We start from the raw sequence: 22,859 nt of genomic DNA on the forward strand, positions 1-22,859 counted from the left end.
GGGGGGGGGGGGGGGGGGGGGGGGTGGGGGGGGGGTGGGGGGGGGGGTGGGGGGGGGGGGGGGGGGGGGGGGGGGGGGGGGGGGGTGGGGGGGGGGGGGGGGGGGGGGGGGGGGGGGGGGGGGGGGGATCTGGTCCTTTTTGTGTCAGGTAGAGCTTTCTAAAAGTATACCACCAAAAAGACTAATTATTCAGTGAAAAATATTTACATGGGTTTAATATTGAAACATATAAGCAAACCGTTATGATAGAGAAGAATCCAAAAGAGAAAGGGAGATGGATAGTGAAGCGAAAAGAACGCTGGGTGGAAATCCTGAAAGCATCGACCAAACTGGGTTTGACCTCGTTTGGCGGGCCGGCCGCCCATATCGGCTATTTCCGTGATGAATATGTACATAGAAGAAAATGGTTGGACGATAAAGCGTATGCAGACTTGGTGGCGTTATGCCAATTCTTGCCGGGTCCTGCCAGTTCGCAGGTCGGCATCTCGATCGGCATGCTGCGCGGAGGGATCATGGGCGGATTTTTATCCTGGCTCGGGTTTACTTTGCCTTCTGTCATTGCCTTGATGATTTTCGCCATGCTGATCAGCAGTGGTTCGGTCGATATTGCCTGGCTGCATGGCTTGAAGATTGTCGCCGTCGCGGTCGTCGCGCATGCCTTGCTCGGCATGGGGAAATCACTGACACCGGATGTTCAGCGGCTGATGATCGCCTTTGGTGCGGCCATCGCCATTTTGCTGGTGCCGACCGCCTGGGCACAAATTATTGTCATTCTATTGACGGGCGTCATCGGGTTTTTATTGTACCGGAGAGAACAGGCGCCTGAGGCCGTCAAGCTCGCTTTGACCTTCGGCAAAAAGACCGGTCTCGCCGCTTGGGGGATTTTCGGGGCATTGCTGATCGGCTTGCCGTTATTGCGACCGTTCATCGAATCGAGCGCGTTTGCGATTTTTGACATTTTCTACCGTGTCGGCGCGATCGTCTTTGGCGGGGGCCATGTCGTCTTGCCGATGCTTGAGCGTGAAGTCGTGCCTGAATGGATGACGGCAGACGCCTTTATTGCAGGATACGGGGCGGCACAGGCCGTTCCGGGGCCATTGTTTACTTTGTCTGCTTATTTGGGGCAATTGATGAACGGGGCTGGCGGCGTATTGATCGCCGTCATCGCAATGTTCTTGCCGTCATTCCTGTTGGTCATCGGGACCTTGCCGTTTTGGAGCGTCATCCGCACGAAGCCTGGCATCCAAGCGGCCTTAAAAGGCATCAATGCTGGAGTTGTCGGCATTTTGCTTGCGGCGCTGTATGACCCGGTTTTCACCTCCGCCATTCAAGGGCCGGTCGACTTCGCCATTGCGATTGCCGCCTTCGGAATGTTAGTCTATTTGAAACTGGCTCCGTGGAAAGTCGTCTTGATTACGGCGCTTCTCGGTGCGCTGGCTTATGCTCTATAGGAATGGAGAGATGAGATTTGGAAACGGCAATGCAGAGAGACCAACAAGATCCATTGGCTAAATTCAAAGAAGAGTTTTTTGTAGAACCAGGAACGATTTATATGGACGGGAATTCGCTCGGCCTGATGTCAAAGCGTGCTGAAACAAAGCTGATTGCGCTCATGGACAGCTGGAAACAATTCGGTATCGAGGGCTGGACAGAAGGCGAACATCCATGGTTTACGCTGGCAGAGACGCTGAGCGAGAAAGCAGCGCCATTGTTCGGGGCGAAAGCACATGAAGTGATGGTCACCGGCTCGATCACGTCGAATATCCACCAGATGCTGTCGACGGTCTATGCGCCGACTGATGAGCGTTTCGTCATCTTGGTCGACGAGCTGAATTTCCCATCGGACATTTATGCAGTGGAGAGCCATTTGCGCCTGCGCGGGCAAGATCCGGCCATCGCAATGCGCAAAGTATCAAGCCGTGACGGCTACACGCTCGAGCTGGAAGATATTTTAGCGGAAATGAAAGACGATGTGGCGGTGCTATTGTTGCCGTCGGTCCTTTACCGAAGCGGCCAATTGCTGCCGATCCCTGAGATTACGCAAGCTGCACACAAGCACGGCATCATCGCAGGATTCGACTTGGCCCACTCAGCGGGCGCCATGCCGCATGACTTGCATGAAGACGGCGTGGATTTTGCTGTCTGGTGCCATTATAAATACATGAATTCAGGTCCCGGCGGTACAGGCGGCTTGTATTTGCATGAGCGCCATCACGATTTGAATCCTGGAATAGCCGGCTGGTTCGGTTCGGACAAGGCGAAGCAATTCGACATGGACCATAGCTTCACGAAAGCGGAAGGAGCCGGAGCTTATCAGGTCGGCACGCCGAATATCTTCAGCATGGCACCGCTAATTGGCAGCCTGGAATTATTCGAAGAAGCAGGGATCGATAAGATCCGCAGCAAATCGCTGGAATTGACGACGATGCTGCGCGAGAGGCTTGCGGCGCTCGTGCCTTCTTTAATAGATGTTACGCCCAAAGTGGATGGACAGCGCGGTGGCCATATCGCGCTTGCGCACCCGGAAGCGGCGCGAATCTGCAAAGCGTTGAAGAAAGCAGGGATCGTCCCGGACTTCCGTGCGCCGGATATTATACGCCTTGCGCCAATCGCCTTCTACACGAGTTTTGAAGATGTGGAGAAAGTAGCGCTCGCTTTGCAGGATATTATCGAGCACGAGCTTTACAAAGAATTCAGCAACGAACGAAATGTGGTGGCGTAAATGACAAAATCGATCATAGACATTTCGATGGCACTGGACAATTCAACTCCTGAATGGCCGGGAGATACGCCGTTTTCCTATCGTTTATCGGTCACGAAAGAAGAGAGCGGCTCGGTGAATATCGGCGAACTCAAGTCAAGCACGCATATCGGCACGCATATTGACGCGCCGTTCCATTACGATGAAAATGGCTTGAAGACTGACGAATTGCCGCTTGATGTCTATTTGACGACAGCTCAAGTGATGGACGTGTCGGGTCATGAACAAGTGCAATTGGCTGATCTGGATGAGCTTGCGCATGGCGTCAATGCTGTGCTGTTGAAGACGGCCGCGTGGCAAGACCGCAGCGCGTTTCCTGGAGCTTGGCCAGTATTCGACCCGGCGATCGCCGAATGGATGAAAGAACAAGGCGTCCGCCTGCTCGGTGTCGATGTACCGTCAGTGGACCCTGAGACGAGCAAAGAGCTGCCGATGCATCATGCGATGAACCGCAACGAGCGCTTTATCTTGGAAGGCATTGTGTTGGATGAGGTTGCGCCGGGTGTCTACAAACTTGCTGCGTTGCCTTTGAAGATCCGCGGCGGGGAAGGAAGCCCTGTGCGTGCCGTGCTTTACACAGAATAAGGAAAAAGCCGCCATTCAAACCGAATGGCGGCTTTTTTGCTATAGTTTTTCATTGTGTAGGCTGTGACCTGAGAATCGGTTCCATTTGTTTGATGTTCATCGCAATGGCATCGCAGACTTCCTGGTATAAAGCCCATTTCTCGTCATTGTCTGTACTGCGGATTTCGGGGTTCGGGATATCCCAGCGCACCAATTTCTGCATCGGCAAATCGTCGGGTATATCAGCTTGTTCGAATTCCCCGTCATGCAGGGCAATAATCAAATCCGCCTGTTTCACCTCGTCCGGATTGTACAAGCGCTGCTCGACTGGCGGAATCTCCAAGATGATTTCTTTGAGAACTTCTATCGGAATGTCGTTGAAAGATGGTTGGTTCCATGCCGCACTTCTGATGTCCCAGTCCGGCAGCATTAAGCGGCTCGCCCAAATTTCAGCCATCAGCCCGCGATGTTGATGTGATGATAGAAAATATACAGTATGTCTCGGCATGGCTGACCCCTTCTTCCTTTCTTTATTTTCCAGCTGGTTTAATTAGTATTCTTTACCCATGTAGGGAATCCGGCAAACAGATAAATATATGATATTCATTTAATTATGTCAAAAATATGTCATAAAAATAAACATCCCCCTCAGGATGGGGGAAGTCCTCATCCTAGGGGGATCATTTCACCACAAGAACGGTAGAATTTGAATCTTTGATCAGCTTACTGCTGACAGAACCGACAAAGAATTTCTGCAATCCGGATTTCCCGCTATTGCCGACAATCAAGAGATCGATATTTTGCTCATCGACAAATCCAGTGATTGTCTTGATGACCGGACCTTCCAGTGCAAGAACGGAAGCTTCGGCATTTTTTGCGTCGAGCTGCTGTTGAATCGAGTTGTGCATATGCTTCGAATATTCCGATGCGCGGGCCGTGTCCACTTCCTGCGGCGGCCGGTAGCCATCATCTCCGATTCCCTGCGGCATGAACTGTGCATATGAACTGTCGACGTTTGCAGAAGTGACCGGTGCGGAAGCATGCCCCACATCCATATAGCCTGTGCGTTCCTGCGCTTCTTCATTGACATAGATGACCGTCAGCTTAGATTCTGGAAGAATCTTGGAAAGTTCTATGCCTTTCTCCAGTGCCAGCCGGCTGCCTTCCGACCCGTCGTATGCGATTGCAATATTCTTATACATTTCTTTCACCGCCTCAATTTACTGTTATTCTCTTGTTCCCCCAAATATTGTAGCCGCAAACCTTTCAGGCACAACTGGCGGTAGTGGGAGGAGCAGCAGTACGACTTTTGGCTGAATTATTGTTTTGATTCGAAATAGCTTGACAATTCAAAAAAACGAGTGGTACTCTTGAACTAACAAATATATGGAAAAGGAGGTTTGGACAATGAAAAAAATTCAAAAGGCGTTAAACACCAATTGCATAGCATTGCCAGGCACTCCGATGATTTTTCATTGCTATTTACTTCGTGACTAGAAATATTCGGGTTGGGTCTGTGCATCCAGTCCTATTTTCAAGAGCGCATGCCTGAAAACAGGTATGCGCTCTTTTTGTGTGGTTTAAACAGCTTGGCTGCTTAAATAAATAATCGAAACTAAGGGAGAGAAGCATTATGGAAAAGCCTCATGTGAAAAAAGCATTGATCAAGGAATCGCTTGAAGGCGATTAGCAAAACTGAAAATGGAAAGAAGGCGTAATGTATGTTTGATGTTTTATGGAAATTAAAATGGTTTTTTAAAGAAAACTGGCTGCGCTACACCATCGCAGTGGTGCTCTTATTTGTAGCGAATATTCTCGAAATCGTGCCGCCGTGGCTGATTGGCGTGGCTATCGATGCCATCGCACAGCAGGAATTGACCAGTGAACTGCTGTGGCAGTATGTCGTCGTTTTACTTGTGGCGATGGTGCTGGCTTATGTCATTAATTTCATTTGGCAATACCAATTGTTCGGAGGGGCTTATGTCATCGAACGGCAATTGCGCTCAAGCTTGATGGGGCATTTCCTTAAGATGACGCCGACATTCTATGAGAAGAACCGGACGGGGGATTTGATGGCCCGTTCGACCAATGATTTAAAGGCGATTTCCGAGACGGCAGGATTCGGGATCTTGACGCTTGTCGACTCGACTTTATACATGGCGACGATCATCGTGGCAATGGGGATTCTCGTGTCATGGGAATTGACGTTTTTGGCCATTTTGCCATTGCCGGTGCTCGCGATTGTCGTCCAACTGCTCGGCAAGAAAATACACGAGCGCTACACCTTGGCGCAGGACGCATTCGGTGATATGAACGACAGCGTCTTGGAATCGGTCGGCGGCGTCCGCGTCGTTCGGGCATATGTGCAGGAACGTTCATCTGAAAAGGAATTCCAAGACATGACGCAAGATGTCTATGAAAAGAATATGGCGGTCGAGCGCATCGATGCCTTGTTCGCGCCGGTTACGAAAGTGCTGACGGGCATCAGTTATGTCATCGGCCTCGGTTATGGCGCGTTTCTGGTGTCCGAAGGGACGATGACTTTGGGTGATTTGGTTGCCTTTAACGTTTACCTTGGCATGATTGTCTGGCCGATGTTTGCGATCGGTGAATTGATCAATATCCTGCAGCGCGGCAACGCATCGATCGACCGCGTCAATGAAACATTGGATTACGAAGAAGACGTGGTTGACCCGAAAACGACAAAAGAAACCGGGCATCCGGAGCGCATCGGCTTCCGCGATTTCGGTTTCACATATCCACAGTCGACATCGATCAACCTTCAAGGCATCAATTTATCGATGAACAGCGGTCAGACGCTCGGCATTGTCGGCAAGACGGGAAGCGGCAAAACGACTTTCGTCAAACAGCTGCTGAAGGAATACCCAACAGGTGAAGGGTCGTTAACGATGAACGGCATCGAAATCAATGAACTAAGCAAAGCGCAATTGCGCGATTGGGTCGGCTATGTCCCGCAGGATCACGTCCTATTTTCACGGACCATCCTCGAGAACATCCTGTTCGGAAAAGCGGATGCGACAGAAGAGGAAGTGTCCCAGGCCATCAAGCTGTCCTATTTCGAAAAAGATTTGGCCATGCTGCCGAACGGTCTTGAGACGCTAGTCGGTGAAAAAGGCGTCGCACTATCCGGCGGGCAAAAGCAGCGCATTTCCATTGCGCGGGCAATCATCAAAAATCCGGAAATCCTCATTTTGGATGATTCCCTCTCGGCGGTCGATGCCAAGACGGAAGCCAAAATCATCGAGAATATCCAACGCGAACGGGCAGGCAAGACGACAATCATCACGACGCACCGGCTGTCTGCCGTCAAACATGCTGATTGGATCGTTGTGCTGGATGATGGGCGCATCATCGAAGAAGGCACACACGATAAATTAGTCGCAAAACAAGGCTGGTATCATGAACAATTCCTCCGCCAGCAAATCGGGGAGGTGCAATAATGGGAACAGGAAAACGATTAACGAATTATGCATTGCAATTCAAGAGCGTCATCATCTGGGGCCTGGTGTTCCTTGCGGTGGCGGTAGCCGCCGATTTGGCCGCCCCTTTGATCGCCATGGAAATCATCGATGAACACATTTCGGGTGCCGGGGAAATCGAATTTGGCCCGATCGCACAGCTGTTGGCCTTGTTCTTCGGCTTATCTGTCGTCACGGCAGTGTTCCGCTATTTGCAGTATATTTTGCTGCAAAAAGGCGCGAACCGTGTCATCCGTAAAATGAGGACCGATGTCTTTGAACATGTCCAACGCTTGCCGATTAGCTATTTCGATAATTTGCCGGCAGGGAAAGTGGTCGCGCGTATCACCAATGACACCGAAGCGATCCGTGAGTTATTCGTCACAGTGCTTGCGCAATTCGCGACTAGCTTCATGTATATGGCAGGAATCTATGCCGCTCTATTCTATCTGGACTGGCGCATGGCGGCGATTGCATTCGTGCTCGTGCCGCTATTGTATGCATGGATGCTCGTTTACCGGAAGTATGCTTCGAATTTCAATCATGTCGTCCGTGAAAAAGTCAGTGAGATGAATGCCATGATCAATGAATCGATCCAAGGCATGAGCATCATCCAGGCATTCCGGCGCGAGAAGCAGATGAAAGGTGAGTTTGAAGAGCTCAACCAAAAGCACTTCAAATTCCAGCAGAAATTATTGGTGCTAGAAGCCGCCGCCTCGCATAATATGGTCGGCGTCTTGCGCTCGATGATCTTCGTTTTGTTCATCTGGTACTTCGGAGGGGCTTCCATGACCGGTAACACGGTCGTCACAGTAGGCGTGCTGTACGCATTTGTCGATTACATCATCCGCCTGTTCAACCCGATCAGCGGCATCGTCAACCAATTCAGCCGTCTGGAACAATCACTCGTGGCAGCTGAGCGCGTGTTCCGCTTGCTCGACCGCCCCGGGGAACCGGTCAGCGATGAGCGGGTCGAACGCTACCAAGGCAATGTGAGCTTTGAAAGTGTCTGGTTTGCGTATAAAGATGAAGAATATGTGCTTAAGGATTTGTCTTTCGAAGCGAAACAAGGGGAGACTGTTGCACTTGTCGGCCATACGGGATCAGGGAAAAGTTCGATTATGAACTTGCTGTTCCGCTTTTACGATGCGACAAAAGGGCAGATTTTAATCGACGGCGTCAATGTCAATGATCTGCCAAGGCAAGCGGTGCGTGAACATATGGGCATCGTACTGCAGGATCCGTATTTGTTCACCGGAACAATCGAATCCAATATCACGCTTGGGGACGACCGCGTCAGCCGCGAAAAGGCGCAAGCGGCACTTGCGGCTGTCGGCGGCGAGCGTGTCACGAAGCATTTGCCGAATGGCATCGATGAGCCGGTTGTGGAAAAAGGCAGCACGCTTTCTTCCGGCCAGCGCCAGCTCGTATCGTTTGCCCGGGCGCTGGCATTCGATCCGGCGATTTTGATCCTAGATGAAGCAACGTCCAATATCGACACCGAAACAGAGGAAATCATCCAGCATGCGATGGATGTATTGAAGAAAGGCCGGACGACGTTCATCATCGCCCACCGTTTGTCGACCATCAAGAATGCAGACCGCATCTTGGTGCTTGACCGGGGCGAAATCGCTGAATCCGGCACGCACGATCAATTGATGGATCACGATGGCATTTATCGCCAGATGTACCGCATTCAATCAGGGATGGCCACTACCCAGAACGTTGGGTAAGGGGCCACCCCTTTTTTCTTTTTAAGAGGAAGCAATTCGCTATTGTTGTGAAACCGGCAGCTCTATCTTTATAATATAGCTACGGCATAGCCATAGAAAAAAGCGCCGGAACTTTTCCGGCGCTTCAGTCGTATACATGATAGAGCATCAGCTCATGGACCATTTTCTTGATGGCTTCCTCATCCTGCGGCGGAGCGGATTGCCAAACAATCGACCCGTCCGGATGATACTCGCCGCGAATGCGTTCATTGCGGTAAAAGAATGAGATGTTCCAGCCGGGCAGCCGGCTGTCTTCGAACATCGGCTTGAATTTAAAATGCTGCAGCATCGGAATCCCCCTTTGATCGTCTCTTTCCATTATAGGGGAAGAGGCGCAATAGACAAAGAAGAAATGAGTGACCTTAGTTGAATATTCTACTGACATTAATGCTGATGGCCTTGATCGGTGCCTTGATCGGCGGCATGACCAACCATTTGGCCATCAAGATGCTGTTCTGGCCATACGAAGCGAAATACATCGGCAAGTTCCGCCTGCCGTTTACGCCAGGGCTCATCCCGAAGCGACGGGATGAATTGTCACGCCAGCTCGGCCGTACCGTGGTCGAACATTTGCTGACGCCGGAAACCTTCAAAAAACGCTTTTTCAACGAAGCGATGCATAAGAAAACAGAGAACTGGCTGAATCGCCAGTTGGATCTGCATCTTTTTTCTTCACCCCGCACGTTCAACGAATGGCTGGACCTTGCCAATCAAAAAGGTGTGGACCGAAAGCTTGAAGCGAAGCTCGACGGGTTGGTTGACCGCAACCGGGACGCCATAGATGACTACATCGCCGGAAAAACCGTTCGGGAATTGCTTCCGGATGCCTGGAAGCCGGGAATCGAGGAAAAGATTTTTGGCGGCGTCAAATACGCCATCGATAGAGGCTCGGACTATTTTGCTTCGCCTGCAGGGCGACAGACGGTTAAAAGTTTATTGGACGAATTTCTAGTATCGCGCGGCCGTTTCGGGAATGTGCTCCACAATTTGTTCGGCGATTCCCAGTCAATCACGAATAAGACCCAATCGGAAATCATCAAGTTCCTTAATTCCCCGAAAACCTTTGAACTGCTCGGCACTTTGGCGTTTCGTGAGTGGGAAAAGCTGCAAGATAAGCGCGCGGATGAGCTCTTGAAGGAATTCGACGCCGAGCCGGCGATTGCGGCCATCAAGCAGTATGTCCGCGACCAGGCCCGCATTTCGGCAAGACTAGACGCATCACTTGCAGAGACATGGCCTCGGGGGTTAGAATGGACAAGTGTCAATATTACGCCTCTCATCACGGACTTCGCGTTTGAAATGGGAGAGCAGAAGTTAGAAGAGACCATATTGAAAATCGACATGGAAAATATGGTCAGACAGCAAGTCGATTCTCTGCCGCTCAGCCGATTGGAAGAATTGGTGCTCGGGATTTCACGGAGAGAATTCAAGATGATCACGGTACTGGGCGCATTTCTGGGGGGCTTTATCGGCATACTCCAGGGTTTGCTCGTCACAGTGCTGAATTTAGGGTAGAGGAGAGATTTACATGGCAGTAAACATTTATGACGACATCAACAAATTAGAATCATCGTTCCGTTCAACAGAGGAATTTCAAAAACTTCAAGAAGCGGTTGCACAAGTAACGGCAGATAGCGAAGCAAACGAATTGTTCAAGAAATTCCGCGACCTGCAAGTTACATTGCAGCAAAAACAACAGCAAGGCGAAGAGATCACTGAAGAAGAAATGATGGGTGCTCAAGCGACAGCGCAAGCTGCTCAGGAAAACCCGAAAATCTTGTCTATGCTCGAAGCTGAAATGGCCCTTAGCCAAATGATCGAAGAAGTAAATCGTGTTTTGATCAAGCCAGTACAAGAACTTTACGAAAGCATGTAATTCCAGCAAAAAAAGGATTTACGGAAAAGACACCGAATACGTAAAGATGAATGCTAATTCATTTTTACGAAGGGGTGTCTTTTTCTTATGTATCAAACGATTATGCTGAAAAAAGATGGGCGTTTGGCGTACTTGGTGCTGAACCGTCCGGATTCAATGAATGCAATGAATGCGAAAATGATGGGAGAGCTCGCGGATTGCTTTGAAAGCTTGAAAAATGACCAGTCGGTTCATGCGCTGATTATTCACGGGGCAGGAAGGGCGTTTTCTGCTGGAGGCGATATTAAGGAAATGGTCGATCCCGACAACCCGATGGATATCGATGTGGTGATGGGAGACGTTAGCCGCCTGGCAAAAGCGCTTTATACCTTGCCGCAAGTGACGATTGCGGCTGTGCATGGCGCTTCTGCAGGGCTTGGGTTCAGCATGGCGCTTGCCTGCGACCATGTGGTGGCGGAAGAAAGCAGCAAATTGGCGATGAATTTCATCGGCATTGGACTCATCCCGGACGGAGGCGGCCATTTCTTCCTGAAAGAGCGTGTCGGCGTGCCAAGGGCGAAGCAATTGATTTGGGCGGGCCAAGTGCTGAAAGCGCATGATGCCCTCGCCAAAGGCTTGATCGAAGAAGTGACGGCGGAAGGCAGAGGCTTGGAACAGGCGGAGAAATACGCGCATGAAGTGCTGGCCTCTCCGGTTGCTGCGATGCTGAAATCGAAAGAAATCCTGCACGCCATGAAGCTGGCTGAACTGGATAAAGTGCTCGCAGGCGAAGCATCCGGGCAATCGGCGATGCGTAAAACGGCAGACCATCTCGAAGGCATACAAGCCTTTGTCGAAAAGCGCAAGCCTGCTTTTAAAGGAAAATAAAAAGAGTGACGGGTTTCCGCCATTCTTCACAGGCTGTCGAGAAAGGTTAGAAGACGTATTTTCCGAAGCTTATTGCTCTCTTTCCGTGGGCTCGCGCCCAAGCCTCCTCAGTCGCCTTGAAACCCTTGTGCTCCCACCTCTGCTTAACGCAGATGCGTCGCAAATGAATGCGCTCAGCTAAGCTTCGCTTATTTATTCCTTGCGGGGTCTCGGTCGTCTCGCTGATCCACTGGAAAGATGAGGTCGACCTACGGGAGACCTTATCTTTGCGAAAGTAATGCGCAGCATTATTGAGCAGAAGGGGTTACGAGCAAACGCTTCTCCAAATACTTAGACAGAACATTGATTTTGAATGTAGAATATATGATCTCCTTATTATTCATAGTGGAACACGAACTTCTTCAACACTCTGAAAAGCATGGCGGGTTTCCGCCATGCTTTTTTTGCAGCAAAAATAGATCAAAAGAAAAAACACGGCGACTGCCGTGTTTTTTAAGTATGGAACAATAAGAGTTTGCCGGCTGGAGATGCAAGCCGGTGGGTTTTTTCAGTCAGCGCTTTTTCTTCGAGCAGCGCAAGCCCTTGTTCTTTCGCCTCGTCGTCAGTCTCCGCGGTGAAAGTTTCTTCTGTAATCAATTCGCCGGTTTTTTCGAAAGCAGTCAGTTTATAAGTTCTCATATTCGGCACCCCTTTCTGAACGGTTATTCAGTTTAAGTATAAAGGGTTTACATGGAAATGTCCTGCAAATTTGAAACATTTCGGCTTCGCTGCCGTATATAAAGGTGGAAAGGGGACATGAATGATGACTTTATCGATTAAAAACGCAACAAAACAATTTGGCGACTTTACAGCTGTAGACGATATCTCCCTCGATGTAGCCGAAGGGCAGATGCACGGCTTTCTCGGCGCGAACGGGGCAGGCAAGACGACGACCTTCCGCATGGCGCTCGGTTTGCTTACGCCGACACAAGGCGAGGTGTTGTGGCAGGGCCGCCGGATCAGTTATGCAGACAGCCCGGACATCGGTTATTTACCGGAAGAGCGAGGCTTGTATCCGAAGATGAAGGTGCAGGACCAGCTCGTCTACTTGGCCAGGCTCCGGCGCATGGATAAAAAACAGGCGGAACAAGGCGCAAAGGAATGGCTGGAGCGCTTTGAAGTGCCTCATTACGCCAATAAGAAAGTGGAAGAATTATCGAAAGGCAATCAACAGAAAATCCAGTTAATCGCATCTCTATTACATAACCCAAAACTGTTGATTTTGGACGAGCCGTTTTCCGGGCTCGATCCCGTCAATGTGGAAATGCTGAAAAAAGCGATACTCGATTTCCAAAGACATGGGGCGACCATTGTGTTCTCCAGCCACCGCATGGACCATGTCGAAGAATTATGCGACGACATGAGCATCTTGGACAAAGGGAAGCTCGTCGTACACGGCTCGATACGGGAAGTGAAGCGCACGTTTGGCAAACAGAATGTCCGCATCCACAGTGACGCTGACATCACCGCGCTCAGTGAATTGCCAGGCGTCGAGAAATTTACCGCTCAGCGCAGTGGCGGCGTGTTCCGTATTGCCGATGAAGCGGTCGGCCAGAACTTGCTCGCCCGTGCCTTAGAGCTTGGCCCAGTGCGCCAGTTTGCTTTAGAAGAGCCTAGCCTCGAAGAGATTTTCATTGAAAAGGTGGGGCGTGCCCATGTATAGTTTCTGGATTATTTTCAAACAGGCATTCAAAACGAAAGCGATGACGAAATCGTTCATGATCACCACGCTGGTCGTTGTCGCTTCATTTTTCCTGCTGGCCAATTTGCCGTCGATCATCGAGTCATTCGATGGAGACGACAATTCGCAGCAAACGATTCAAGTGGTGGATGGGACAGGGCAGTATACGGAAGCCTTGCAAGCGCAGCTCGACCAACAAGACAGTGCCATTCAACTAGAAGCGAGCGCGCTTTCTGAAGAACAATTGAGGACGGATGTGGAAGCAGGTGAAATGGACGCTTTTCTTGTTATCGAAGGCGATGATGAGATCACTGCCCGTTACATAGCGGAGTCCGCCACTGAATCGGCTCAAGCCGCAGAATTAGAAAACGCGCTTCAGAGCCTCCAGACAGCGAGGGTCGCCGAGCAGCTGGAGCTCGAAGCTACGGAGCTTGCCCAATTGTTTGCGCCAGTTGAAATGGAACGTGAAGCGCTTGCCGAATCTTCCAAATCACAGGAAGAGTTAAGCCAAGCGCGCGGCCTTGTCTATATTTTGATTATGGTTATCTATATCGCGGTCATTTACTATCCAAATATGATCGCCATGGAAGTGGCGAACGAAAAATCCTCGCGCGTCATGGAAATCTTGATTTCCAGCGTCTCACCAGTTAAGCATATGTTTGCGAAAATTGCGGGCATCGGCTCGCTCGGCATTTTGCAGATGATGATTTTCGCGCTTGCCGGATATTTGGCGATCCAAAGTTCAGGGTCGGACCTGACCGAAGGCGTATTTAGCGTCATGGGCTTTTCCGAAGTGAAGTTTAGCACCTTCTTTTATGCCATCCTGTTCTTTTTGCTGGGCTATTTCCTCTATGCTGTGCTTGCGGCATTGCTCGGCTCGCTCGTCAGCCGGACAGAGGATGTTCAGCAATTGATGCTGCCGATGATGATTTTGATCATCATTGCGTCATTCATCGCGTTCTCGGGCATTTCCATGCCGGAAGCGGGTTATGTAACAGTCGCTTCCTATATCCCGTTTTTCGCGCCGCTCGTCATGTTCCTGCGTGTCGGCCTGCTCGATATCCCGTTATGGGAGCCGCTGTTGTCGATTGCGATTATGCTGTTGACGATCGGCATACTCGGCTGGTTCGGCGCCCGCGTTTATCGCGGCGGCGTCTTGATGTACGGTTCATCGCAGTCGCTGAAAGATATCCGCCGGGCGATCAAGCTTGGCAACGAGAAATAATGTAGAGACTGCTTGCGGGAAGTTGCCGCAGGCAGTTTTTTTTCGCTCGGGGAAATGGTAAGATAAGAACAAATATTCGCTTTTGAAAAGGGGATCACGATGGCAAGCATTCGATTTATCCACAGCGCTGATTTGCATCTCGGCAGCCCATTCAGCGGCATGAAAGGGCTCGGTGCTGAGCAATGGAAAACATTGCAGAACAGCACGTTGGCCGCTTTTGAACGGTTGATTACCTATGCGCTTGAAACGCGGCCTGATTTTTTATTGATTGTCGGGGACATTTACGATGCGGAAGACCGCAACTTGCGCGCGCAGCATCGTTTTCAGCAAGGCATGGAACAATTACATGAAGCGGGCATCCCGGTTTTTTTGAGCCATGGCAACCACGATCATTTAAGCGGGAGCGGCGTGAGTTTTGACTTGCCGTCAAATGTCCATGTGTTCCAGGACAGCGTAGAGAATATGACCTTTACGCTGAGAGGCGCAACAGTGAACATTGCCGGGTTTAGCTATGGCCGCCGCCATGTCACCGAATCGATGATCGAACATTATCCAAGTAAAGAAAACGGCGTCATCCAGATTGGCATGCTCCACGGTTCTGAGGAAAGCGACACAGAGCACGCTGTATACGCACCGTTTCGCAAAGAACAATTGCTGGCCAAAAACTACGATTATTGGGCTCTTGGCCATATCCATAAGCGGCAGCAATTATCCATGGATCCACCGATCGTCTATCCCGGGAACCTGCAAGGGCGCCACAGGAAAGAGCCCGGTCCTAAAGGCTTTTACGAGGTCGTGCTGACGGATGGCTATGCCGAATTGGAATTCATTGAAACAGAAGCAGTGCGCTTTGAGCGGATCGAAATCGATTGCAGTAGCGTCCAGCACATGAATGAATTATTCAGCATTGCCAAAGAGCAGCTCGAAGCGCATGACGCTGAGGCGCTCGTCGTGGATTTGGAACTCCGAAGTCTGGATGAGGCAACTCTTCACATGCTGGAAGATATCCCGAATGGAGAGCTTGTATATGCTTTACGCGAAGCGCTCAGCGAGCCACAGCGCTTTGTCCATATTTCAACGGTTCAGCTTGACAGAAACGGCCTCTCTTCGGAATTATCGCCGTTCGGCAAACAGCTTGCCAGCCGCTTGGAAAGCTGGCAGTCGAATGACTGGAAACAGGCGTTGAAAGAGCTTTACAACCATCCGAAAAGCGGGCGTTTCCTGCCGCAGTTGAACGAGGGGCTGCAGAGTGAATTGCAGGTGGAAGCGGTAGCGAAAATCCGCAAGATGATGGCATTGGAGGACCAGCAATGAAACTTGAAAAACTGATCATTTATGGTTTTGGCCGCCACGAAAACAGGACCATCGAGCTGAACAAACCGATAACCGTATTTTACGGAATGAACGAAGCGGGCAAAACGACCATCCAACAGTTTATCTTGCAGATGCTATTCGGCTTTTCAGCACGCAGCCAAGCGCATAAACGCTACGAACCGAAAGCGGGCGGCAAATACGGCGGCCAGCTACAGCTGAGCGATCCCGTTTATGGCCGTGTCGTGATCGAGCGGATCGCCGGCAAATCGGCAGGGGATGTGACGCTCTGGTTTGAAGACGGGCGCCGCGGGGGCGAGGCAGAACTGGCGGAGTTATTAAGAGGCTATGACAGGGCATCCTATGAAGCAATTTATTCGTTCTCTGTCCACGAACTCCAGGATCTCGACCAAATGACGGAACAGGAGCTGACGCGCACGCTGTTATCTTCCGGCACTGCCGGTGTCGATCACGCGGGGAAAATGGAAAGCCAGCTCGAACGCGAAATGGGCGAGCTGTTCAAGAAAGCGGGGAAATTACCGCTAATCAACCGTTTGACCGAAGAGTTACGGGAACTTGAAACGGAGTTGCGCGAATACAAACAGCGCGCCGACAGCTTCCGTCCGGCAACCGAGCGGCTGGAGCACATCAAACAGCGATTGGCTGAGCTGGGCCCAACTGAAAGCGTGCTCGTTCAAGAGATCAAAGAAGCGGAGAAATGGCGTCAAACGGCGCCGCTATTGGCACGGAAGCAACAACTTGAGCGCGTGGCGGAAAGCGGCCCGATGAATTTTCCGGAATCGGGCATCCGCCAGTATGAACGCCTGCTCGACCAGAAAAACGAATTACAGGCCGAATCAGCTTTTCTTGAAAATGAAATCAATCGCTTGGAGCCGGTCCGCGAGCTGCCTGAAACAGATTCACTAACAGACCTGCTCGGACGCGAAGCCGAATGGCACCAGATAAATTCTTCATTGAAAGTGAAACAAGAAGAGCGCAGCCGATTGCAGGATGAGCTCGACCGGTTACTGAAATTATGCGGAATGAACAAAGAGCAGGCACTGCTCTCGGATGCCTCGCTCGAACAGGAAGACCGCTTGAAGACCGTATTGGAGGCGCTCCAAAGCGCAGAACAAGAACAAGCTTTCGGGCAGCGGCGATTGGCAGAAGAGCGGCAACGATTGTCAGAAGCTGAACGCGCGTTAAAACAATACCTCGAAGCAGAGCCGCCTGCAGAACAGCGTCAGCGCGCAGAGCAATGGGCCGACATCGAGCCGCAATTGGCATTGGCCAAAGCGCAGCAAAAACGGCAAACGGGAACGGCTGCCAATAATCGCCTAGCCCAATTTCTGCTGGGGGCCATCGGGATTGTCGGCTTGATCATCGCTGCATTTTCCGCAGACGCTTTGACAGGCTTGCTTGCGGCGATGGCACTCGGTGCAGCAGTGTGGCTCTGGCTGCGCGATAGCAAATCACCATCTGGTACGGCGAAGGATGAATTAGTGGAACGCTACGGCGGGCAGGAAGCGGAATATGAAGCTTTGCTCATGAAGCTAGCGGAATATGATAGAGGCCTTGATGAACGATTTGATGCAATCGAGGCAAGCAAGCAGAAAATCGCTGCGCTGCCGCAGACAGACAGCAGCGAGGAATTGCAGGAATACCGGCGATTGCTGAAATCACTCGGCTTTCCGGAAGATACTTCACGCGCTACCGTCCTCACTTTATTCGATAAATTGCGTGACGTGCATGCAGCCGCTAGCCGGCTGGAGCGCGTCACAGAAGAAATAAAGAATTTGGAAGGCCAGCGAGAAGGATGGCTAGAGCAGGCGCAGCGTGCATGCGGCAAACCCGTAAGTGCAAGCAATGTCATCAGCGTGCTTCGTGCGGAATCGGAAGCACGCCAGCAGAAACTTCAGCATGCCGAAAAAATCCTTGAGAAAAACCAGCAGCTGGCGGAACAGGCCCGGAAATGCGCTGAGCGATTGGCCACGCTTTCCGAAGCGATGGATGAGCTGTTCAAAAGGGCTGCAGTGGCAGATGAAGATTCGTTTTACCGCGCTGCCAAACTATCGGAACAAGCAAAGTCCGCACAGGAACAATTGCAGATGGTTCAGTCGCAGCTTTCGGCCATCGGGAAAGTGGAAAAGCCCGCTGCACTTGGTGACGAAGAAGAGAGTGCAGAACAATTTCTTGAGCGTTCGCAGCAACAACTGGATGAACTGCAGAATGAACGCCAGTCATTATGGGAAGAACAAGCAGAAAAACTTCAATTGACGAGGCATTTACTGTCGGATGAAGGGCATTCGATGAAACTTCAGGAACTGGAAGCGAAAAAAGCAGAGTTCCAGGATGCAGCCAAAGAATGGGCTGTCAACCGCGCAATCGTTGAAGTATTCAAGCAGACGATGGATGAATTGAAAGAGACGAAATTGCCGGCAGTACTGAAGCTTTCGGAATCGTACTTCACCCAATTGACCGGCGGCGAGTATGTGCGCTTGCTGCTCAGCCAGGAAGGAAACTTTGAAGCGCTGCGGAAAGACGGCTTGCGCTTTCGCGTCATCGAGCTCAGCCAAGCAACGAAAGAGCAGGCATATTTGGCACTGCGCTTTGCGCTGGCATCTTCTTTGAAGGAATCTCACCCGTTCCCGATCATCATGGATGACCCGTTCGTCCATTTTGATCGCCGAAGAAGCCAGCAAGTGATAAAATTAGTGGAAGAGCTGCAGGCAGACCATCAGTTCATTTATTTCACATGCCACGAAGCGATGCGGCAAGCTTGGCCAAGTGCCCAGCAAATCGACGTGGCGAATCCTGAAAGGAGCATCCAAGCATGACAAAAGGAATAACTACCCGCGCTGTCGGGGAGACAGTCGATGATTTTCTTCTGATCAAACAATCGGTCAAAGGCGTCACGACGACCGGCAACCCATTCATGTCACTCGTTCTGCAGGACAAGAGCGGAGACATTGAGGCAAAGCTATGGGACACGAAAGACGAACATGAACGCATGTATGCGGCAGAAACGATTGTCAGAGTCGGCGGGGAAATCCATAATTACCGCGGTAAAAACCAGCTGCGCATCAAAAGCATCCGTCCGGCAAAACCGGAGGAGAACTTGACGATCGCCGAGTTTTTGCCTTCAGCGGCGCAAAGTACAGATGAATTGCACGAAGAAGTGACGAAGTTCCTGTTCGAGATGGAAAACCCGCAAATCCAGCGCATCACGCGCCATATCCTGAAGAAATACCAGCAGCAATTCCTGACTTTCCCGGCCGCGACGCGCAATCATCACGATTACGTATCTGGCCTTGCGGATCATGTCGTGTCGATGCTCAAGCTCGGGAAAGCGATTTGCGAAGTGTATCCAAGCCTGGATAAGGATTTATTGTATTCGGGGATCATCCTCCACGATATCGGCAAAGTTTTTGAACTTTCAGGGCCGGTTGCGACGACTTATACCGTAGAAGGCAATCTGCTCGGCCATATCTCGATCATGGTAACCGAAATCGCAAAAGCAGCAGAAGAGCTTGGCATCGAAGGGGAAGAAGTCATGGTCCTCCAGCATATCGTGTTGTCGCATCACGGAAAAGAAGAATGGGGCAGCCCGAAAAAGCCGATGATAAAAGAAGCGGAGATCCTTCATTATATCGATAATATCGATGCGAAAATGATGATGCTCGACCGCGTGCTCGGCAAAACGAAAGAAGGCGAGTTCTCGGAACGTGTCTTCGCACTCGACAACCGCTCATTCTACAAGCCGAAACTATAATACAGAAATACAGGAGGGGGAGCTATTCGAAAATCTGATGACAGGGCTTTCGGAAACGCCCCTCTTTTTATACTTAGTATATTACTGATGTCCATTACGACGGACGCTTTCCGCGGGCATGGCCTCAGCCGCTTCGTCGCTGGCGCTCCTGCAGGGTCTTCGGCTCATGTCGCTCCGTCGCTTTGCTCCGTCACTGCTCCCGCAGGAGTCGCCGTCTCCATTTCCATCACGAACCTCTTCAATATATAAAAACCCCCGACAAAGATGTCGGGGGTCTTACTTTGCTTATTCAGCTGGAGTTTCTTCCTCAGTTGGGGCTCCTTCTTCAGGAGCTGGTTCTGTGTTAAGGATTTCATCAAGCGCGCCTTCAAGTTCTTCATCTTTGATTTCGATGTTAGCTTCTTCCATCAAAGCTGCGACTTTCGGGAGTAGTGTGGATTGATCCGCTTTGGACATGGCGATTTCAGAACGCAAAGCTTCGCGTTGGTCTTCAAGCGGCTCTTGGCCTTCGACTTCACGTTTTTCAGTCACTTGGATAATATGGAAACCGTGCTGGGATTGGACCGGTTCGCTGATTTCATCGACTTCAAGTGAATAAGCCGCATCTTCGAATTCAGGGACCATGGCGCCAGTGCCGAACCAGTCAAGTGAACCGCCATTAGCGGCAGATCCTGGGTCAGTGGAGTATTCTTCCGCCAGTTCAGCGAAATCACCGCCATCGTCAAGTTTCGTTTTCACTTCATTGGCTGTTTCTTCATCCGCAACTAAAATATGACGCGCATTCAATTCAGTTCCTTGGCGTTCGTACCGCTGCTCGATTTCTTCATCCGTCACTTCGATGTCTTCCGTCAATGCTTTTTCCTGAAGCAAGTTCAGGCGAATGACTTTTTTGTAGCTTTCTTCCGTGTGGTTGTTTTGCGCTAGAAACTGTTCAAAGTTCTCGCCCATTTCTTCTTTGTTACTTTCGAGCTCCGCTTCTACTTCTTCGTCAGTCACTTCGTAATTCGCGCCTAACACTTTCTCAATCATCAGGATTTGGATGGCTTGGTCCCCGACAGAGGTTTTCATTTCCTCGTAAAGTTCTTCTTTGGTCACGTCTCCCGCTTCGGAAGTGACGAGCACTTCACTATCGGAACCGTTATCGCTGCACGCAGAAAGGGCAAGAACCGCCGCTGCGATGGAAAGGGTAAAGGCTGATTTCTTCATAAAAATATTCGCTCCTAACTTTCTTTCAATCTAAGTTGAATTTATAGGGTGGATGATTTTACACAAAAGGATAGCCGCTGCTGCATGATGGACAGCCGGATGTTTTTTGTGTTTGTTTTAAGTGATTCCGTAGTTACTATATCATAAACGAATGAAAAAATAAAAAGTTCCAAAAAATTGCGAATCCGTTAAAGAGTGGGGGATATTGGAGTGAATGCCATGAAAAAAGCACTTGCTCTGGCAAGTGCTTACGGGGTGAATTCGACCCCGACATATAATGAAACAAGCAGGATTAGAATCAATATGTTAATGGTACGAAAAATCTTTTCATGGTTTTCCTCGGGAATTTCCCGGGATGTAACAAGTGCTAATGTCATCCGATTGATCTGGAATAGATAAAATACGGAAAACATTACAACGAATGCGACTATCATGAGTTTCCTCCCCTCTGACCTTAACTTCCATTATAGCAAAATGGAAAGAAAAAAGCAGGTCAGGCAATTGGCTGCGGCACCAGGATCTCGAATCCAGTGTCCGTCTCTTCGATAAGTGCGTGCCGCGGCGAGCGTGCCAAGTTGCGGATATAGATCAAATCCGTAACGGACAAAGCGCTATGGTACGCAAGCAAAATGGCGAAATAGTGGCTGTAAGCCGGCCAAATGATGCTCAGCGCGATAATGGCTGTATTGATGACCGCAAACGGTGTAACAAGCGCTAGCAGAAAACGTGATTTCCGCACCGGTTCTTTGATATACAAAGAAATGGTCGGGCACATTTTCAATTGTTTGCGCATGCTGATTTTCAGGCATTTGCGGCTTCCGAGTAAAGGCAGAAGGTGCAAAAGTTTATGGATAGGGTAGATGGCCAGCATTCCGATCATGAACAGCAAAAAGTTCTGGTCGGATAACGGGTCGGCATACATGATGGCCAGCAGCATGTAATAGCTGGTGAACACCCCGGCGCCGATCAGCGCGGAAATGAAGAACAGGCGGTCAGAACCGTATTGTTTTTTGACGTTGATTGTTTTCCAGCAATGCATATGCGTATCTCCCATTGATGTATAGTGTTGTTGAGCCGATACATACAATACAACGTTTCCTGGGGGAATGCAAGCTTCTTCGGCGAAATTTTTCACCGTGTTTTTCAGCCGTTTTTATTCTCGGTTAACACGTGGTTTTCCTCATTGAAACGGTTCTCGATGTTTTTGAATGAAGCCTCGAAAATCTCCATGAAATCATCGCCGTAAATATTGCGGATGATGGCCATGACATCCATGAATTCGGGGAATTTCCCGTATAGATTGCGCAGTGGGAGCGAGCCGTCGACGACCGAATGGGGCGTATCGTGATAACGTTCGATCATCTCCTGCATCAACTCTTCACCTTTTTGTGTCAGTTCTACATATGTATTGCGTTTATCGGTATCGCGTTTCGAGAAGGACAGCAATTCACGTTCTTCAAGTTTTTTTGAAAAATTGAATGCCGTGGAGACATGCATGACCCCGAATTTCGCCACATCGGAAATGGACGCTCCTTTCAAATGGTAGGAAATCCATAAAATGTGATGTTCATTAATATTCAGGTCATAAGGTTTTATCCACATCTGCCAATCTTTCTCGACTGCTTTCCATAATGCTTTCGATAATTGCCCAATTCTTTGGCTGTACAGCATAGCTTCTTTCATTGTGTATTCTTTATCATTCACGCGAGCACCAACTTTCACCGGAAATATTTTCTTTATTATAGCAATAAAGCAAAGTGAATTAAAGTGAGAATAGTAAAATAATTTAGTCAAAAAAAAAACAACCTGACCCATGAAGGTCAAGCTGTCTCAGAATCGTCCTTATTTTCCGCTTTTTTTGGGTCGATTTTCGTCGGTTTGTCTTTTTTCTTCTCTTCCTCGTCTTTATCTTTGCTGATCGCCGCCTGCAGCTGCTCGATGGAATTCTGGATCGCTTTGATTTCCAGCTGCAGATGTTCTTTCGCGGGAGCTGTGCCTTCTTGCCAAGATTGGAGGGATGCTTTCAATCCATCTACGGCTTCAGGTACTTGTGTTTTCGATTCTTCCGTCAAATGGTTGATCGATTCCTTCAATTCATTGATGCGGGCTTTCAGCTCGTTCATCGATTCTTTCCATTCCGAGCCGCTTGATTTGATGGAAGTGCGCATTTCCTCACCGGATTTCGGAGTGGAGAGGATGGCTGTAACGGCACCGGCAATTAGACCGGCACCCAAGCCGGCAAAAAAATTCGTAACTTTCATAAGTGTAAACGCTCCTTTCGTCGTCTATCTTTCTTTTCCTTTATT

The 22,859-nt window shown here is 50.0% G+C and carries 22 protein-coding genes; 13 read left to right on the top strand and 9 right to left on the bottom strand.

The annotated features are described in order from the left end of the window. Positions 1-281: 281 nt before the first annotated feature. Genes chrA through kynB form a run of 3 tightly spaced genes read left to right on the top strand, consistent with a single transcriptional unit; the run spans position 282 to position 3,346 of the window. On the top strand, positions 282-1,451 hold the full coding sequence (chrA, locus tag DFR62_RS14250) for a chromate efflux transporter (protein WP_121301002.1): 1,170 nt from the start codon (positions 282-284) through the stop codon (positions 1,449-1,451). A 29-nt stretch (positions 1,452-1,480) separates the two neighbouring features. Then, complete coding sequence (gene kynU, locus DFR62_RS14255; protein ID WP_121301115.1) at positions 1,481-2,722, top strand: kynureninase; 1,242 nt, start codon at positions 1,481-1,483, stop codon at positions 2,720-2,722. Further along, positions 2,723-3,346, top strand: coding sequence for an arylformamidase (gene kynB, locus DFR62_RS14260; protein WP_121301003.1), 624 nt, complete (start codon positions 2,723-2,725; stop codon positions 3,344-3,346). A 49-nt stretch (positions 3,347-3,395) separates the two neighbouring features. Here kynB and DFR62_RS14265 read toward each other — a convergent pair whose 3' ends face one another. Together DFR62_RS14265 and DFR62_RS14270 are read right to left on the bottom strand one after the other, a co-directional pair. Continuing rightward, positions 3,396-3,833, bottom strand: coding sequence for a low molecular weight phosphatase family protein (locus DFR62_RS14265; protein ID WP_121301004.1), 438 nt, complete (start codon positions 3,831-3,833; stop codon positions 3,396-3,398). 172 nt (positions 3,834-4,005) lie between these two features. Then, a complete protein-coding gene (locus DFR62_RS14270) occupies positions 4,006-4,527 on the bottom strand; it encodes a universal stress protein (RefSeq protein WP_121301005.1) in 522 nt (173 codons plus the stop codon). Positions 4,528-5,046: 519 nt separating this feature from the next. Here DFR62_RS14270 and DFR62_RS14275 point away from each other — a divergent pair. Then, entirely contained in the window at positions 5,047-6,786 is a 1,740-nt protein-coding gene (locus DFR62_RS14275; protein ID WP_121301006.1) for an ABC transporter ATP-binding protein, read from the top strand. After that, positions 6,786-8,537 carry an ABC transporter ATP-binding protein gene (locus DFR62_RS14280; RefSeq protein ID WP_121301007.1) on the top strand — a complete coding sequence of 584 codons (1,752 nt, stop codon included), beginning with the start codon at positions 6,786-6,788 and terminating at the stop codon, positions 8,535-8,537. The genes DFR62_RS14275 and DFR62_RS14280 overlap by 1 nt, the downstream gene beginning before the upstream one ends. A gap of 124 nt (positions 8,538-8,661) precedes the next feature. On the opposite strand, the gene DFR62_RS14285 is transcribed toward DFR62_RS14280, so the two are convergent. Beyond that, the gene (locus DFR62_RS14285) at positions 8,662-8,865 is read right to left on the bottom strand and encodes a YheE family protein (RefSeq protein WP_058381306.1); all 204 of its coding nucleotides are present in this window, start codon (positions 8,863-8,865) and stop codon (positions 8,662-8,664) included. A 77-nt stretch (positions 8,866-8,942) separates the two neighbouring features. On the opposite strand from DFR62_RS14285, the gene DFR62_RS14290 reads away from it, so the two are divergent. The 3 genes from DFR62_RS14290 to DFR62_RS14300 all read left to right on the top strand — a co-directional run bounded on the left by DFR62_RS14290 (position 8,943) and on the right by DFR62_RS14300 (position 11,319). Further along, a complete protein-coding gene (locus DFR62_RS14290) occupies positions 8,943-10,091 on the top strand; it encodes a DUF445 domain-containing protein (RefSeq protein WP_241663040.1) in 1,149 nt (382 codons plus the stop codon). A gap of 13 nt (positions 10,092-10,104) precedes the next feature. Then, positions 10,105-10,452 carry a YlbF family regulator gene (locus DFR62_RS14295; RefSeq protein WP_121301008.1) on the top strand — a complete coding sequence of 116 codons (348 nt, stop codon included), beginning with the start codon at positions 10,105-10,107 and terminating at the stop codon, positions 10,450-10,452. An 87-nt stretch (positions 10,453-10,539) separates the two neighbouring features. Further along, positions 10,540-11,319 carry an enoyl-CoA hydratase gene (locus DFR62_RS14300; RefSeq protein ID WP_121301009.1) on the top strand — a complete coding sequence of 260 codons (780 nt, stop codon included), beginning with the start codon at positions 10,540-10,542 and terminating at the stop codon, positions 11,317-11,319. Between the two features lie 492 nt (positions 11,320-11,811). Here DFR62_RS14300 and DFR62_RS14305 read toward each other — a convergent pair whose 3' ends face one another. Next, the gene (locus DFR62_RS14305; RefSeq protein ID WP_121301010.1) at positions 11,812-11,997 is read right to left on the bottom strand and encodes a YhzD family protein; all 186 of its coding nucleotides are present in this window, start codon (positions 11,995-11,997) and stop codon (positions 11,812-11,814) included. A gap of 124 nt (positions 11,998-12,121) precedes the next feature. Between DFR62_RS14305 and DFR62_RS14310 the strand changes: the two genes are divergently transcribed. From DFR62_RS14310 to yhaM, 5 genes are all read left to right on the top strand, one after another. Then, positions 12,122-13,021, top strand: coding sequence for an ABC transporter ATP-binding protein (locus tag DFR62_RS14310; protein WP_121301011.1), 900 nt, complete (start codon positions 12,122-12,124; stop codon positions 13,019-13,021). After that, complete coding sequence (locus DFR62_RS14315) at positions 13,014-14,264, top strand: ABC transporter permease (RefSeq protein ID WP_121301012.1); 1,251 nt, start codon at positions 13,014-13,016, stop codon at positions 14,262-14,264. Before DFR62_RS14310 ends, DFR62_RS14315 begins: the two co-directional genes overlap by 8 nt. 99 nt (positions 14,265-14,363) lie before the next feature. Next, on the top strand, positions 14,364-15,578 hold the full coding sequence (locus DFR62_RS14320) for a metallophosphoesterase family protein (protein WP_121301013.1): 1,215 nt from the start codon (positions 14,364-14,366) through the stop codon (positions 15,576-15,578). Next, the gene (locus tag DFR62_RS14325) at positions 15,575-18,412 is read left to right on the top strand and encodes an ATP-binding protein (RefSeq protein WP_121301014.1); all 2,838 of its coding nucleotides are present in this window, start codon (positions 15,575-15,577) and stop codon (positions 18,410-18,412) included. Before DFR62_RS14320 ends, DFR62_RS14325 begins: the two co-directional genes overlap by 4 nt. After that, positions 18,409-19,347 (top strand): 3'-5' exoribonuclease YhaM, encoded by a 939-nt coding sequence (yhaM, locus tag DFR62_RS14330; protein ID WP_112233607.1) that lies wholly within the window; start codon positions 18,409-18,411, stop codon positions 19,345-19,347. The genes DFR62_RS14325 and yhaM overlap by 4 nt, the downstream gene beginning before the upstream one ends. A 285-nt stretch (positions 19,348-19,632) precedes the next feature. Here the strand turns inward: yhaM and DFR62_RS14335 are convergent, their stop codons facing one another. The 5 genes from DFR62_RS14335 to DFR62_RS14355 all read right to left on the bottom strand — a co-directional run bounded on the left by DFR62_RS14335 (position 19,633) and on the right by DFR62_RS14355 (position 22,814). Beyond that, positions 19,633-20,553 (bottom strand): peptidylprolyl isomerase, encoded by a 921-nt coding sequence (locus tag DFR62_RS14335; RefSeq protein WP_121301015.1) that lies wholly within the window; start codon positions 20,551-20,553, stop codon positions 19,633-19,635. Between the two features lie 248 nt (positions 20,554-20,801). After that, positions 20,802-20,987, bottom strand: a complete 186-nt coding sequence (locus tag DFR62_RS17535) for a hypothetical protein (RefSeq protein ID WP_068868672.1) — start codon at positions 20,985-20,987, stop codon at positions 20,802-20,804. A 59-nt stretch (positions 20,988-21,046) separates the two neighbouring features. Further along, positions 21,047-21,592, bottom strand: coding sequence for a DUF3267 domain-containing protein (locus DFR62_RS14345; protein ID WP_121301016.1), 546 nt, complete (start codon positions 21,590-21,592; stop codon positions 21,047-21,049). 104 nt (positions 21,593-21,696) lie between these two features. Then, entirely contained in the window at positions 21,697-22,257 is a 561-nt protein-coding gene (locus DFR62_RS14350; protein ID WP_083509225.1) for an HTH-type transcriptional regulator Hpr, read from the bottom strand. A gap of 116 nt (positions 22,258-22,373) precedes the next feature. Beyond that, on the bottom strand, positions 22,374-22,814 hold the full coding sequence (locus DFR62_RS14355) for a YtxH domain-containing protein (protein WP_121301017.1): 441 nt from the start codon (positions 22,812-22,814) through the stop codon (positions 22,374-22,376). Positions 22,815-22,859: the final 45 nt, after the last annotated feature.

The sequence above is a fragment of the Planococcus citreus genome (assembly GCF_003664125.1).
Taxonomy (GTDB): domain Bacteria; phylum Bacillota; class Bacilli; order Bacillales_A; family Planococcaceae; genus Planococcus; species Planococcus citreus.